The following is a 15,062-nucleotide window of genomic DNA, read 5'->3' as shown; positions in this document are numbered from 1 at the left end:
GCTCGCGATGAACCTGAGAACGGCGCGGGGTGTCAGGTGCCCAACGTCATCGTTGACGACCATCGCGAGCAGGCTCGCTCCCACAGGTACAGGTTGCATGGACGACCGATAATCAGCACCCGCGCCGCCGGGCCCGGTTAGCGCTATCCTTGGAAGATGCGCTCTTCGCCATCGGAGATTTCTGATGATCAACGTACGCACAGCCCGCCTGCTCGCCGACTACAAACAATGGGCCAACCAGCGTCTCTTCGACAACCTGGCGCAACTACCACCGGGCGAAGTCGAAAAGGAACGCGCCGGGATCTTCAAGAACATGGTCGGCACGCTGAACCATATCTATGTGGTGGACTGTCTCTGGCAGGCCCATCTCGAAGGCCGGGGGCACGGCTTCACAACGTCCCATGATTTGGTCTATCCCGTCCTGTCGGACCTGCGTTCGGCGCAACAGGAGGTCGATCATTGGTACTGCAACTGGGCGTCCCGGCAAACCGATGTCTCGCTGGACAGGCCCGTCAGGTTTACCTTCATTTCCGGGGAAAGCGGCACCATGAGCGCCGGCGCGATGCTGATGCATGTGGTCAACCACGCCAGCTATCACCGGGGCTGGATCATCCAGATGTACTTCGAAATCCCGGCCATGCCGCCCATGACCGACCTGCCGATCTACCTGCGCGAAACCGACCCGAATTTCAATTCGCTGAATGCCCCGGCAGTGGAGCCGACATGTGCTCCGCTATTCGCGAGCGCAACCAACGTTCTGCCGGATCGTTATCGTTGACGCCGTTCCAGACCATGGACAGTTCGGAGAGGTTGATCTCGAAGGGCGCGTCGTCGGCGCGCAACTGACTGCTGCCCCTGACCAGCGCGCAGGCCGCGTAATCCGGCACCGTGGCGAGCATATCGGTGCCGGCGAGCAAGTCGCGCAGACCGGCAAATTGCGGCACCGCCAACACCACCCGGCGCGAGCGACCGATGCGTGCCAGATCGGTATCGATCGCCCCGGTCAAATCCCCGGAAAACGACACCAGCGCATGAGGACGCTCGCAATACTCGTCCAGCGTCAGGGTGCCCGGGCGGTTATCGCCGCGCAGGATCTTCACGCTCAAGTCCCGCAGCTTTTTGCGCTTGGCATTGGCCGGCAGTTCCGTGGTGTAGCTGATCCCCACGGAAATTTCCCCGGAGGCGAGCATCGGCGACATCAGCAGAAAATTCACCCGCCGCACCACGATCACCACGTTCTGCGCTTCTTCGCGCAGTTGCTTGAGCAGGGGCGGAAACAGGCCGAACTCGGCGTCGTCGGACAGGCCAATGCGAAACACATCGCGGCTGGTGGACGGGTCGAAATCCTTGGCCCGGCTGACCGCGCCGGAAATGGTGTCCATCGCTGGCTGCAACTCCTTGAGAATTGCCAGCGCCCGCTGGGTCGGCTCCAACACCCGGCCGTTGCGCACCAGCAGCGGGTCATCGAACAAATCCCGCAACCGCGCCAGCGCCGCACTCACCGCCGGTTGGCCGAGGAACAACTTCTCCCCGGCCCGGGTCAGGTTCTTCTCGAACATCAGGGTTTCGAAAATCACCAACAGGTTCATGTCCACGCGGCGCAGGTCGTTGCGGTTCATGGGGGGCAGGCTCGCTGGGTTTGGAGTCTTCTAAGTAAAGCACCAAACCCTGTGGCGAGGGGATGACCACCGGATTCCTGGCATGCCTGCATTCTGTGGCGAGGGGGCTTGCTCTCGATCGACTGCACAGCAGTCGCAAAGCCCGTGCACTTGGTATACCTGACGGCTCAATGGGGGTAATCGGTACAGCTTTTTTCGAGCGCGGAACAGGTGCCCTTGTTGGTTAGCTGGAGCACGAGGTTTGTGTATGGAAGAATCTGGTGCTTGTTCAAACCCTTTGCAGCTTTGAAAAATTCGCCTGAAAAGTTGAAAGCACCCAAGAATAGTTCGTTTGGTCTACTGGGTTTTCGGGTATAAGCAACAAAAAAACGCAGATTTAGGATGAATTATGTCGATAGCGACGGTAGGCCCCAAAAAGTATGATTTTCAGGATTTGGTTTGTGTATATCTTTATCTCCAAAACCATGCGGACCAAGGGGTCGAGATCTATATAGAGCCTAAAGGAGGAGAGGATGCCAAAATTGCCATCGACTCTGGACAGGGAACTAGGATTATCGAGGTTCAAATTAAGGGAAGTCAGGATGATATCTCGCTTACTTCTCTTGCAAATTGGCTGGTTCATTTTCCTGAGAGAGAGTCCAAGGGCACACTGCTTGAACGTTTACTTGAAAATCAAAAAACGTTGGTTTTGTTTGTCGCGTCAGGAAGATGTGGCGATAAAGTTTCATTGTTAAGCAAAAGAATAAGTGATGGTTGGGAGTTGCATGAAAATAGAATATCAAGGGAAGTCGCTAGAGAGTTAATTGGCGAAATTAATATCTGTGCGGACGATATTGAGAAGAATGATACTGATCTTAGCAAAAAGCGAGCCGCACACCTGCGAGAATTTGCCAAAAAAGCAAATGTAGATGAAATTCGGCGCGCGCTTGTTCGTCTTTTAATAGTTGAGAAAGTTGAAGATGAGGGGCTTAGGGAGCTTTGTCTGCACAAGCTCCGTAAGTTGCGAGTACCTCTAGATAGGTGTGATGGGGTCCTGTCAAAACTTTTGACTAGAGTTAAGCAGGCTAAGGAAAGTCAGGGGGATGTGTACTCGCTGCTAGAAGAAGATATAAAAGATAATGTACCTGATCAGGTTCGGCCACGGAATTACGTTTGTCGTGGTAGTGAGTCGGAGTGGGTGGCCGAGCTATCCAATGATAATATACTTTTGCTTTCTGGTTCCCCCAGGGTTGGTAAGTCAAGTGCAGGGAAGTGGGTTGCCGCAGAATTTGAACTGATTGGGTATCATGTTAAGTTAAGTAGCGATTTAGATGAAGTGGAGCGCTTCCTGCTTGATACAGCGGAAGGTGAGCGTTTGGCAGTTGTAGATGATCCTTTGGGTAATTACTGTCTTAGTAGTGATCCTGGGCGTGCGCTTGCTAAGTTGCGGGAGCTTTCAATGCGATTATCACCATCGAGAAAGCTTATTGTCTCTCAAGTGCAAGATCGCCTGCTACAGTTTGGCAATGTAGCGAAACTTAATAAAATGCCGATCGGAAGGGCGAGGTGGCATGACCTAGGGCTGTACGATAAGGATTTTCTGGGTCGTGTCTGGGAAAGTTTAAAAAGTCAGTTTGATGTTCCTGAGGCGTTATTCAAGGTTGTCGGAGAGGCTTTGCGAAATGGCTCCATAAGTATCGAGCCTGGTTGCTTAATGCACTTGACCAGTTCGCACCAAAGATTGCGAGTTTTTGACGATTTAAAAGAAGCAATCGCGCTTGCTCACGAAGACGCGGATGCCCTGGCTTCGGCTTTCATTTACGAAGGTTATGAGTCAATGCTCCAAGCTTTGGCAATTGCAACGTCTCATGATATGCCATGCAAGATTGATGACCTAAAATATGTTCTGAGTGGAGATGGGACTACAAAAAAATATGCCAATGCAAGCTTCGGAAGCCTTTCCTATTCTCTAGGTATGCGGGAGGCGCCACCTACTTTGAGTGTTGAAAAGTACGAAAACGTTGAGATGAATGAGGGCGAGGAAAAGAAATTTGAGGGTTTAGAACGTCGTAGAGTGGTAATCGAGCAGATAATTGAGCGTTTTAATTTCTCGCACAGCTTTTATCGCTTAGCTGCCGAGCGAACTGCAAATGGAATTACCTCAATTGGAGCTAAAAAGTTATTAAATAATCTTGAGAGAGGTATTTTTTCGCTTTCCATTGAAACCTCTAAAGCTTCGGCTATCGCGCTGACATGGGTATATAGTGCCTTGCGGGACTCCAATAGGCACGCGGATGTTGTTAGCTTGGCTATTAAGGGGCTTAACTCAAAATATTTATCCACAAAAGATATTTGTTTTTATTTTTTATTGAATAATTTTGCGGATATTGATGAGGGTTTGAGGGGCGGTTTTAACTCTTGGGTTAGCGAAGTGTCATTTCTTAGGTTGTCTCATGTGGTATGGGAAAATGGTGAGGCAACGCTTCCAGTTGGAGAGCATCTCTCTTTAGAGGGGAAATTATTTGAGTTTTATGAATGGCAGGAGGTTGAAAAGGCAATCTCAACTCTTGGCGGAGAAGCTGCCGTACAAGTAAGCGGAGAAGATGCTTGGAAGGCTATTAGTTATCTTGAGTACAATATAGATCAACAGTTGCCTTCGGTGTTTTTGCGATTGCTCAGTTTTGATTTAGGGTTGCTCAGAGCAAAAGCTGTAAGTGTGTGGCTAGCTAATGTACGGGAGGGTGATCATGATATATTGAATCGAATCTTCTCTGATCAGCATCCATCTGTAGCACAAGCAGCGGTGCAAGGGGTGATGCGGTCTTGGTCTGAACTGGGTGAAGAGAGGCAGGCCGATATGATAGAAGGCCTTAGGAAATTCGCCACCCTTCCTGCGTCAGCTTCAACAATGATCGCCCCTCTATTGCGCATGGATGAGGATGGAGAGGCGCGACCATGGAAGTTGTTAGGGGCATTGCTCCCTGAAATTTTAAGAGTAATTCCTGAAGATGCTAGTTTGAGTGACGCCCGGCTGTTTGAGGCAGTTAGATCTGGACTGAGATATTTCAGTTCTACCGACTTTATGAATATTGTAGATGGCTGGATTGATTTACTGGAAAAAGTAACCAGAAGGGTTATGCCTAGCGATTTTGTTATGGCCATTACAGATCTCCTGATCCGAGGTCCATCGAGCGACTCGTCTTTCCGGTATTCTAGGCTTGTACGATTATTGGGGCTGCATGGTACGGGTTCTCAAATCAGGGTTGTCGTTGAGCTTGTAGATGGATGGGAACTGCTTTCGGGTGATGAGCGGGATTTACTGCTCTCACACCTTCGTATGCAGCGTACGGATACATCATGGTTAAAGGCGGCAGCGGTGACTCGCCCAATCGTTCCTAAGCAAGTTGTAGATGAGGTATTTCCTAAGAAGAGTATGCCTATGGTCAGCACGATGGAAGAATTTGATCAGCATGAACTTGAATGCGCGCTAAGGGTTTATATGGGGCAACCGGGTGTGCTGTGGACGGTTGGTGCACATCATGCAGGGAAAGAAGTTTGGGAGCCATTGATTGAGGAAATAGCTCTCATGCCAGATCACATATTGTTTAATGAATCTTGGGAACACATAACTTTTGAATCAAATGATTCGAAGATCTCCAGATTTGTGGATAAGCTGGTTGATAATCACCCGCAAGAGATTTTTGATCGTCTACTTGAGCATAAAATCACTACGAATGGTGGCTTTATGCCGGGTGCTTGGGGGATTCTCTTGAACCGTTCTCCCGCTCATTTGGTTGACCAATGGTTTAATGTTATGGCAGATCACGCCGCTCGAGTTCTCGACGACTTATGGGAAGCACGTGAATGGGTTGGGGAAGAATACGCTCACAGGCTGCTAAATTTATTCCCTAATGATTTGAAGTTGATAGAAGTGGTTTATAATTTCAAGAAAGCGATGGAGACTAATCTTGAAAGGATGACGCCCAAAAAACGGGAGGATTTAGGTCGGGATATGTCGAAAGTAGTGCTGTCTGTTATTAATGATTCGCTTATTCGTGTGCCACCTGTTTTTTATGCTACATGTCAATATATTATTGATAATTTTAAAGCGATGGGTTGTTCAGATAGTGACTTGGAAAATATAGAACGTCTCCGTAAAGAGTTAATTACGAATGCGTTTGAGCGTTCGATTGATTTTCGTAATGATAAATTAGATGGTTGGATTGAATAGTTTAGATCTCTGACGGACGAAATTGATAACGCACGCGATGGCAAGTTTTGGGGCCACTGCGCAGCGGGGATAAGTCTACTCGCACAGGGATGGTGAAAGGGCCGGACACCAGATTCCTGCCGCGACTGCTTTTGTGGCTAGGGAGCTTGCTTCCGTTCGGCTGCGCAGCAGTCGCAAATCCTACAATCACGGTATGCATGACGGACCGGGGTGGCAGGATTTAAGGGCGTTGCGCTCTTTTAGCGGGAGCAGGCTCCTTCGGAGCAGGTTTTTTGATGGATCAGGTTGTGCTGCGCATGGCATTGGAGGCTAGCAGTCCTTCGATTTCTTCTTCGCAAAAGGCGAATTCGCGCAGTACTTCCCGGGAATGTTCGCCTTTCCCCGGCGCCGGTCGATAGGGCACCTGCGCCGCCTCCAGGCTGTTGATCGGAAACCCCGGCACCCGCACCACCCCATGCTGCGGGTGATGCAGGTCCACCAGCATGCCGTTGCTGGTGATCTGCGGGTGGGCCAGCACGTCGTTGTAGTCGCTGACCCTGGAGCAGAGGATGTCGGCCTCGCGCAGTACGTGCAGCCAATGGGCAACAGGGCGGGTGCGGAAGACGTCGGTCAGCGCTTCGACCATCGCCTGACGGTGCACCACGCGCTGTGCGGAGCTGGCGAAGCGCGGGTCGTCGATCCACTCCGGATGCCCGAGCACCCCGCACAACGTTGGCCATCGATTGCCGTTGTACGCGGCGACCATCAGCCAGCCGTCCGCGGCTTCGAAGGCTTCGTTGGGCGCGGAGTAGGGCGCGGCGCTGCCGATGCGGGTCGGCAGTTTGCCGTCGCAGAGGAAGCTGGCCAGCGACGCCTGTTGCAGCGCCAACGCCGAGTTCATCAGGCTGACGTCGAGGTGGCCGCCGAGGCCATCCCGGTTGCGGGCCTGCAACTTGGCCAGCACCGCCATGCAGGCCATGTAGCCGGTGACCACATCCACCACTGGCGCCTGCACCTTGGAGGGAGCCGAGCCCGGCGTGCCGATCAGACTCATCAGCCCGGAGTCGGCCTGCAGGATGCCGTCGACCCCGGCCCGATCCGCGTAGGGACCTTGCTGGCCGTAGGCGGAAATCGAGCAGTAGATCAGGTCCGGTTTCAGCTCGGCCAACGCCTCGTAGCCCAGGCCGAGCCGGGCCATGACTCCGGGGCGCATGCTTTCGATCAGCACATCGGCCTGCAACACCAGGCGCTTGATTACCGCCGCGCTGTCCGGGTGTTTGAGGTCCAGGCTCAGGCCCAGTTTGCCGCGATTGAATCCGTGGTACAGCGCGCTGTCCTCGCCGACCCAGGCAGGTCCCAGGGTGCGGCCCAGCTCGCCTTCGTGGGGTTCGACCTTGATCACTTTGGCGCCCATGTCGGCCATCAGCATGGTGGCCGTGGGGCCGGCGGCGATCTGGGTGAAGTCCAGGACGGTCAGGCCGTCCAGTGCGTTGCGTAACATCTTCGCCTCCTCGGACCGCTCAGCGGCCCTTGTACTGTGGAGCGCGTTTTTCGGCGAAAGCCTGGCGGCCTTCGATGCGGTCTTCGGTGTCGCGCAGCACGCCCCAGTAGAGTTCGGTCAGGCGCTGGGCCTCGCGGTCGCTCAGGTGCGCGGTGCTGCGCGCCAGGGTTTGCAGGGCCTGGATCGCCAGCGGCGCTTGCCGGGCAATCAATTGCGCCAGTTCCAGCGCGCGTTGTAGCAGGGCTTCGCGGTTAGCCAGACGCTCGGAGATCAAACCGATGGACTCGGCGCGCGCGGCATCGATGCGCGCACCGGTCAGGGCCATTTGCAGGGCGTGGGCCGGGGGCACGGCGCGCATCAAACGATGCAGGCCGCTGACCGCCGGAATCGAGCCGACCACTGCTTCCGGCAAGCCGAAGGTGGCGCTGGAGCTTGCGATGCGCAGGTCGCATTGCAGCGCCAGTTCCAGCCCGCCGCCGAGGCAGTGGCCGTTGATCGCCGCGATCAGGGGCTTGTGCAGGTCCAGATCGGTGAGGTCCATCAGCCGGATATACAGCCCCGCATCCGCCGCCGATTCATTGGCCAGAAACAGTGCCTCGGCGTAGGAGGCCTTCGAATCGCGGGTGCTCTTCAGATCGGCGCCGACGCAGAACGCCCGCTCGCCACTGCCGGTGATCACCGCCGCGCGCAGGTCACGACGGTCGCGCACCTCCAGCAAATGGCCGCGCAGGGCGTGGAGCGAGTCCAGATCCAGGGCGTTGAGCGTCTGCGGCCGGTCGAGGGTGATCAGCGCGACGGCACCGAAGGTTTCGAAAGTGACGGTCATGGCATGGCCCTCACACACTGGCCGAGGACAGGCTGCGCCCGCCGCACACGTAGAGGGTTTGCCCGGTGACGTAGCTGCTGGCCGGGGCGAGGAAAAATTCCACGGCGTTGGCGATGTCGTCCGGCGTGCCGATGCGTTTGACCGGCACGGTGTCCTTGAGCCTGGCCTGCACCTCGGGGGCGAAACTCTGGAACAGCGGCGTGTCGACGATACCCGGGGCGATGGCGTTGACGGTGATGCCCTTGGCGGCGAATTCGATGGCCAGGCTGCGGGTCAGGCTGACGACGCCACCCTTGGCCGCCGAATAGTTGGCCTGGCCGAAACCGCCGAGCCAGGCCCGGGACGACATGTTGACGATGCGTCCGAAGCTGTTCTCCAGCATCAACGGCAGGGCGGCCTTGCAGCACAGGAATTGCGCCCGCAGGTTGGTGTCCACCACCAGGTCCCAGTCCTGTTCGGTCATGGTGAGGAAGCGTTTGTCGCGGACCACACCAGCGTTGTTCACCAGAAAGTCCAGGCGATTGTGCGCCTCGCGTATCTGCGTGAAAGCGGCGTTCACCGCTTCACCTTCGGTGAGGTCGAGGGCGATGCCGGCGACGTCCAGGTCTGCGGATTGCAGCGTGTCGACGCTGTTGTTCAGCGCCTGTTCGTCGCGGTCCAACAGGTAAACGAACACACCTTGTTGCGCCAGACGCTGCGCAATGGCCAGACCAATGCCACGGGCCGCGCCGGTGACGACAGCGACCTGGCCGATAGAAAAGTTGTTCATGGCTTCAGACTCCGAGGATGTGCACGGCGGACGCCGCATGGTCGACCCCGGCGATGCCGCCACCGGTGCATTGCGCCAGGCCCAGGCGCGGGGTGCCCGCTTGGCGGTCGCCGGCGCGGCCTTGCAGTTGCCAGAACAACTCGACCATCTGTGCGACGCCCGTGGCGCCCAGTGGATGCCCCTTGGCCAGCAAGCCGCCGCTCGGGTTGACCGGCACCCGGCCGCCGATGGCCGTCGCGCCGGAATGCAGCAAGGCCACGGCTTCGCCGGGTGCTGCCAGACCCAGGGCTTCGTAATACAACAGCTCGGCAATGGTGAAGGCGTCGTGCAGCTCGACCACACCGATATCGCTCGGTGCAACGCCGGCCTGCTCGTAGGCCTGGCGTGCGGCGCGGGCGGTGATTTCCGCGTCGAGGATGTCCTCGTCACCACCTTCGCGCAGGCCGGAGACGATGATCGAACCCAGCACTTTTACGTCTTTGCCGTGCGGGCCTGGCTTGTTGCCCAACACCAGCGCGGCGGCGCCGTCCACTTGCGACGGGCAGCACTGCAGCAGGGTCAGCGGGTCGGCGATCATCCGCGAGGCCAGCACTTCTTCCAGCGTCACTTCAGTACGTTGTTGGGCGTAGGGGTTGAGTGAACCGTGACGACGGTTCTTCACCGCCACGGCGGCGAGGTCGGCGGGTTTGGCATCACGCTCGTGGAGGAAGCGGGTGCCGCGCATGGCGTAGACCGCAGGCAGGACCATGCCGGCGGTGGCGTACAGATCGGTCATGCGGTCGTTGCGCTGCATCGGGATCATGCCGCCACCGAGGGCGGTGAGTTGCTCGATGCCGAACACCAGTACCCGCTCGTACTGGCCGGCAAGCAAGGCGTGGCGGGCCAGGTGCACGGCGGTGGCGCCGCTGGCGCAGGCGTTTTCGATGTTGTAGACCGGGATGCCTTTGAGGCCCAGGTCGCGCAGGATCACCTGGCCGAGAATCATCCCGCCCAGCACGTTGGCGCAGTACACCGCCTGGATGTCCGCCAGTTGCAGGCCGGCGTCGGCCACTGCATCGAGGATCGCCCGCTGCGCCAGCTCAGGCGCCATGACGCCGGGGTGACGGCCGAAGACGGTCATCGCGCCGCCCATTACATGCATCTGGCTCATGGACGTGCCTCCAGGGATTGGAAGATGTAGCCGTAGGTCTCGTGGGCAATCACCCGGCATTGTTCGCCGATGGCGGCGCGGCCGGTCAGGCGACCGAACAGGCGTACCGGGCCGGGCAGGTCGACGTAGGCCAGCACGAACGGCGGCAGGCCGCTTTTCGGGCTGGGGTGCATGATGGTGAAGCTGTAGACCTGGCCTTCGGTGTCGAGCACGGTGTCGTCGAATTCAGCGCTCAGGGGCGACTCGGCAGTGACCGCAGGAAAGAAAATTTCGCCGCTGCGACGATGGCGCGAAGCGAGCAGCTTCGGCGGCGTGGTGGCAGCCCAGACGGGCGTGGAAGAACTCATGATGACCTCCTGTTGTTATGGGCTCGCGAGCGAGCTCTGGAGGTCATGGTCGGGCAGGGGCAGGGGGGCCGACAAACGAGATAAAAACCGGGGTGGGTTGAGAAAAAATCAAATGATGGGCAGCTTGGTCACCAAAGTACTGTCTACTGAAATGCATTCACTGTGGGAGCGAGCCTGCTCGCGAAGGCGTCATGTCAGCCGACAATTTTAGTGCCTGACACACCGCTTTCGCGAGCAGGCTCGCTCCCACAGGGGGGAGTGGTTATTCAGTTGGATCAAGTCGATCCAGCGCCCGGTTCACCGCCAGCTCGCCGAGCATGATGACCTGGGCAATCCCCAGCAGTGTGTTGCGATGCGTGCCCTCCAGAAAACCCGCCAGATCATTGGCCATGACATTGGCCGAGGCCAGCGATTCGCAGGCGTGAGCCAGCAGGGTTTCGGTGTCGATGTCGGGGTTGATGGTGAACATCGTGGAGGGTTTGTGCGGCGTGGCCATGATGGTGGCGGTGGGATCGGATTCTGGCGGGTTGGGGGTTGGTTTGAACATAGATGAGGCTCCTGGATATGAATGAGGAGTCATCACCCTTCGCTACCAAACGAATGGGTGGTGGCCATACACAGGTTGGTAGACCGGTCCAGGAACCCGGCGCGTCCGAAGACGCCCTGCGCATGACCACCATAGTGGCGTTGCGCACCTGAAAAAGCCGGGCTACCAAACCCGATCGCTGTTGTTATCAGCGACCGGCGAACGATAAAACCCGGCCCCAAGGCGCACAAGCCGGCGAATTCTGGCGTAACCGTAGGTAATGACGCAAGGCGATGTAGCTTTCATCAAGTAACGCCGACAGCCGTTAAACAAGCCCTTACACATGACGTTCAGTGAATACAAAATCCATGCACAACGCAGATCCCCTGTGGGAGCGAGCCTGCTCGCGAAAGCGCAGTGTCAGGCGCCACCAATGCCAACTGACACTCCCTCTTCGCGAGCAGGCTCGCTCCCACATTTGATCTTCAGCGCACACAAATCTTATGTACGACACAGATCCCCTGTGGGAGCGGGCTTGCTCGCGAAGGCGGAGTGTCAGGCACCATCAATGTTGACTGACCCGCCCTCTTCGCGAGCAGGCTCGCTCCCACAGGTGCAGCACCGGGTTTCAGCCTTGCAGTGTGACCCCGGCCAACCGCTCCAACACCTCCACCACATGGGTCATGTCCCGTGCCGGGTCGCCCTCGCTCAACGCCTGATCAAAAAACTGCTTCACCACCGAACCGGTAAACGCCGGCGCCCCGGCAGTTTCCGCTTCGGCCAGGAACAGCCGCACATCCTTGCGCATCAGATCCAGGCGAAAGCCGAAATCGAACTCGCGGTGCATCACCGTCCTGGCCAGGATCTGTTCGCTGGTGAAACTGCGCGCCGTGCTGGCGTTGAGCATCTCGACCATCTGCCGCGCATCCAGCCCGGCCTTGACCCCGAACAGCATGGCTTCACTGGTGGCCACCAGCGTGGCGGCGACGATCATGTTGTTGACCAGTTTCAGCGTCTGGCCCAGTCCCGGGTCCGTGCCGATGTGTTCGACCTTTTTGCCGAACGCCGCAAACACCGGCACGCAGCGCTCATAGGCGCCGCGATCACCACCGACCATCACCGACAAGGTGCCGTTCTGCGCACCGGCCACACCACCGGCCAGCGGCGCATCAAGGGCGTCGATGCCTCGCTCGGCCAACTCGGCGTGCAGCCGTCGGGCCAGGCTCGGGCCGGTGGTGGAGTGGTCGACGAGGATGTTGATCTGCTGGCCGTGGATCACCCCGTCAGCACCCAGTACCACCCGCTCGACGATGTCCGGGGTGGGCACGCAAACCAGCACGATTTGCGCATGGTCGGCCACTTCACGCGGTGTCGCGAAGCTGCGCGCACCACGGGCCAGCAACGGCGCAAGGGCCGCCGGATTGGGGTCGAACAGGCACAGGTCGAAACCGTTTTCGAGCAGGTGCCGGGCCATTTTCTGGCCCATGGCACCGAGGCCGATAAAGCCGATGGAAGCGGTCATGGCGGGTCTCCTTTTTGTTGTTGGAGACCCATGCTAGGGACATCGGCCAAACGCCGACAAAGCAGTTTTATGCAGCCCCGCGTTGAGTAAATCTCAAGCCTGATCCCCGGTGATGCGCGCCTGCTCCAGAATCCACTCGCGGAAAATCCGCAGGTCATCGCTTTCCTCGCGATGCCTTGGCGTGAGCAGGTAGTAGGTGTACACGCCCATGTCCACCACCTGCTCGAACGGACGAATCAGGCTGCCGTCCTGCAACTCCTTGCTGACCAGAAACAGCTGTGCCATGGCGATACCCTGGCCGCCGACCGCAGCGGCATACACCATGGACGAGCTCTGGTAGGACATGCCGGCCTGGGCATCCACTTCGCGACTGACCCCGGCGGCTTCCAGCCAATAACGCCAGTCTTCGGGGCGGGCGATGGAGTGCAGCATGGTGTAGCCCGCGATGTCGGCGGGGGTTTGCAGGCCGGGCCCGTGTTGCAGCAACGACGGGCTGCACACCGGGGCCAACACGTTGTTGCTGAGCACGTAGCAATTGCAGTTGGGCCACTCGCCGGAACCCAGGCGGATCGCGGCGTCGATGTCTTCCTTGTAGAAATCCACCGGCTCCAGCGAGGCCGTCAGCAGCACTTCGATCTTCGGGTTCTGCGCATGGAAACTCGCCAATCGCGGGATCAGCCACTGCATGGCAAAGGTGGTGTAGGCGCGCACCTTGAGTTGGCGGCGGCGCGGTGGCGACATGAGTTTTTTCGTCGCCCCGCGCAGGTCTTCGACAATTTTCGCCACCGCGCGAAAGTACTGCTCGCCGGCGGCGGTGAGGGTGATCTGGCGGTGGCCACGCACGAACAGGTCGAGCTTGAGAAATTCTTCCAGCGTGCGGATCTGCCGACTGACCGCGCCGGGGGTGACGTTCAATTCATCGGCGGCCAGGGTGATGCTCAGATGCCGGGCAACGGACTCGAATGCGCGGATGGCATTCAGCGGTGGCAGACGATCCATGGTGGGCAGGCTCTTGTTCTTATGGGAGGTGCGGCGCGCAGTGTACGTAAAGCAGAGCCTAAACCCACTTGATTAAAACTCAAGGCAGCGGGGTGTTTTTCTCGATTGTCGGGCGTGGGCCCGGCTTTCAGGATCGATGTTCACGCGCCTGTCCGGGGCGTGTTCGAACCTGACAACAATAAGAGAAACACGTCCATGAACTACGCCTTCCCAGCGCTTTCAAGTCTGGCTGTCTGCATTGCCGCGAGCACTGTTCTCAACCCGGCGTGCGCCGATATTGTCCAGGACAGCAAAGCCAACCTGGAGCTGCGCAACTACTACTTCAATCGCGATTTCCGCCAGTCAGGCGTGGCCCAGAGCAAGGCCGAGGAATGGGCGCAGGGTCTGATCCTGCGGGTTGAATCGGGCTACACCGAGGGCTTGGTTGGTGTCGGTTTCGACGCCATCGGCCTGGTGGGGATCAAGCTCGATTCCGCGCCGGATCGCACCGGCACCGGCCTGCTCAACACCGCGCGCGGGCCGGGCGGGCGCGCCGAGGACGAGTACGGCGCACTCGGTGCCACCGGCAAATTGCGCATGGCCAAGAGCACCCTGAAAGCCGGGACCCTGCTGCCGAAAATCCCGGTGGTGATGGCCAACGATTCGCGCCTGTTGCCGCAAACTTTTCGCGGTGCCTGGCTCAACAGCGCCGACATCGACAACCTGTCCCTGGACCTCGGCCGCCTCGACCAGACCAAACTGCGCAATTCTTCCGACAACGAGGATATGACGGTCTACAACGGCGTGGCACGCAACATCCGTCTCGGCCGCCACAGCACCAGCGACCGCTTTGACTTCGCCGGGGCGACATATCGCTGGACGCCGTCGCTGAGCACGGCCTACCACTACGGCGAACTGGACGGCATCTACCGCCAGCACTACCTGACCCTCAACCACAAATGGACGATCAGCGAAGGCCACACCCTCAATTCCGACCTGCGCTGGGCCCGCAGCCTCGCTGACGGCGGCAGCAACGTCGACAACTCGGCGCTGGGTGCGATGTTCACCTACAGCGCCAGCGGTCACTCGTTCGGGTTGGGTTATCAGCGCATGAGCGGCGACACCGGTTTTGCCAACATCAATGGCACCGATGGTTACCTGGTGAACCTGGTGCAGATCAATGATTTCGGTAATCAGGATGAGCGTTCGTGGCAGGCGCGCTATGACTACAACTTTGCCGCGCTGGGCATTCCGGGGCTGACCTTCATGACGCGATATCTGTCGGGCGACGACGTGACCGTGCGCACTCGCACCTCTCAGGGTAAGGAATGGGAGCGGGATTCGGAGTTGGGGTATGTGATCCAGAGCGGGCCGTTGAAGAACCTCGGGGTGAAGTGGAAGAACGCCAGCGCGCGGAGCAATTTTTCCAGTGATATTGATGAGAATCGGTTGATCGTGACCTATTCGCTGGCGCTGTGGTAATCCGTTTAAACACGGTTCTCGGGAAGACGACAATCCCCTGTAGGAGCGAGCCTGCTCGCGATGGTATATCAGTCACATTGGTCTTGGCTGACACACCATCGCGAGCAGGCTGAACTGGTCAAGTAATCTTGGACACCCGTCAAGGTTCACGCC

General features: G+C 58.0%; 12 protein-coding genes. 3 read left to right on the top strand and 9 right to left on the bottom strand.

Annotation, left to right across the window (positions count from 1 at the left end; translation table 11 throughout):
• Nucleotides 1-184: 184 nt before the first annotated feature.
• Nucleotides 185-778: a DinB family protein gene (locus HNQ83_RS22655; protein ID WP_175390997.1), complete on the top strand. Its 594-nt coding sequence runs from the start codon at nucleotides 185-187 to the stop codon at nucleotides 776-778.
• On the opposite strand, the gene HNQ83_RS22650 is transcribed toward HNQ83_RS22655, so the two are convergent.
• A complete protein-coding gene (locus tag HNQ83_RS22650) occupies nucleotides 690-1,619 on the bottom strand; it encodes a LysR substrate-binding domain-containing protein (protein WP_175390996.1) in 930 nt (309 codons plus the stop codon). The two genes, HNQ83_RS22655 and HNQ83_RS22650, sit on opposite strands and share 89 nt — an antisense overlap.
• A 388-nt stretch (nucleotides 1,620-2,007) precedes the next feature.
• Between HNQ83_RS22650 and HNQ83_RS22645 the strand changes: the two genes are divergently transcribed.
• On the top strand, nucleotides 2,008-5,829 hold the full coding sequence (locus tag HNQ83_RS22645; RefSeq protein ID WP_175390995.1) for a hypothetical protein: 3,822 nt from the start codon (nucleotides 2,008-2,010) through the stop codon (nucleotides 5,827-5,829).
• Between the two features lie 280 nt (nucleotides 5,830-6,109).
• Here HNQ83_RS22645 and HNQ83_RS22640 read toward each other — a convergent pair whose 3' ends face one another.
• From HNQ83_RS22640 to gcvA, 8 genes are all read right to left on the bottom strand, one after another.
• Entirely contained in the window at nucleotides 6,110-7,309 is a 1,200-nt protein-coding gene (locus HNQ83_RS22640; RefSeq protein ID WP_175390994.1) for a CaiB/BaiF CoA-transferase family protein, read from the bottom strand.
• Nucleotides 7,310-7,328: 19 nt separating this feature from the next.
• The gene (locus HNQ83_RS22635; RefSeq protein ID WP_175390993.1) at nucleotides 7,329-8,135 is read right to left on the bottom strand and encodes an enoyl-CoA hydratase/isomerase family protein; all 807 of its coding nucleotides are present in this window, start codon (nucleotides 8,133-8,135) and stop codon (nucleotides 7,329-7,331) included.
• Between the two features lie 10 nt (nucleotides 8,136-8,145).
• The gene (locus tag HNQ83_RS22630) at nucleotides 8,146-8,904 is read right to left on the bottom strand and encodes an SDR family NAD(P)-dependent oxidoreductase (protein WP_175390992.1); all 759 of its coding nucleotides are present in this window, start codon (nucleotides 8,902-8,904) and stop codon (nucleotides 8,146-8,148) included.
• 4 nt (nucleotides 8,905-8,908) lie between these two features.
• Nucleotides 8,909-10,054, bottom strand: coding sequence for a thiolase family protein (locus HNQ83_RS22625; RefSeq protein ID WP_175390991.1), 1,146 nt, complete (start codon nucleotides 10,052-10,054; stop codon nucleotides 8,909-8,911).
• Nucleotides 10,051-10,401, bottom strand: a complete 351-nt coding sequence (locus tag HNQ83_RS22620) for a Zn-ribbon domain-containing OB-fold protein (protein WP_175390990.1) — start codon at nucleotides 10,399-10,401, stop codon at nucleotides 10,051-10,053. The genes HNQ83_RS22625 and HNQ83_RS22620 overlap by 4 nt, the downstream gene beginning before the upstream one ends.
• Before the next feature lie 262 nt (nucleotides 10,402-10,663).
• Nucleotides 10,664-10,948 carry a DUF6124 family protein gene (locus HNQ83_RS22615; protein WP_175390989.1) on the bottom strand — a complete coding sequence of 95 codons (285 nt, stop codon included), beginning with the start codon at nucleotides 10,946-10,948 and terminating at the stop codon, nucleotides 10,664-10,666.
• 607 nt (nucleotides 10,949-11,555) lie between these two features.
• Complete coding sequence (locus HNQ83_RS22610; protein ID WP_175390988.1) at nucleotides 11,556-12,449, bottom strand: NAD(P)-dependent oxidoreductase; 894 nt, start codon at nucleotides 12,447-12,449, stop codon at nucleotides 11,556-11,558.
• A 93-nt stretch (nucleotides 12,450-12,542) separates the two neighbouring features.
• Nucleotides 12,543-13,448 (bottom strand): transcriptional regulator GcvA, encoded by a 906-nt coding sequence (gene gcvA / locus HNQ83_RS22605; protein WP_175390987.1) that lies wholly within the window; start codon nucleotides 13,446-13,448, stop codon nucleotides 12,543-12,545.
• A gap of 195 nt (nucleotides 13,449-13,643) precedes the next feature.
• On the opposite strand from gcvA, the gene HNQ83_RS22600 reads away from it, so the two are divergent.
• The gene (locus HNQ83_RS22600; RefSeq protein WP_175390986.1) at nucleotides 13,644-14,909 is read left to right on the top strand and encodes an OprD family porin; all 1,266 of its coding nucleotides are present in this window, start codon (nucleotides 13,644-13,646) and stop codon (nucleotides 14,907-14,909) included.
• Nucleotides 14,910-15,062 lie beyond the last annotated feature (153 nt).

This window comes from Pseudomonas sp. C2B4, assembly GCF_013359695.1.
Lineage (GTDB): Bacteria > Pseudomonadota > Gammaproteobacteria > Pseudomonadales > Pseudomonadaceae > Aquipseudomonas.
This window is presented reverse-complemented; position numbering and strand designations above follow the sequence as displayed.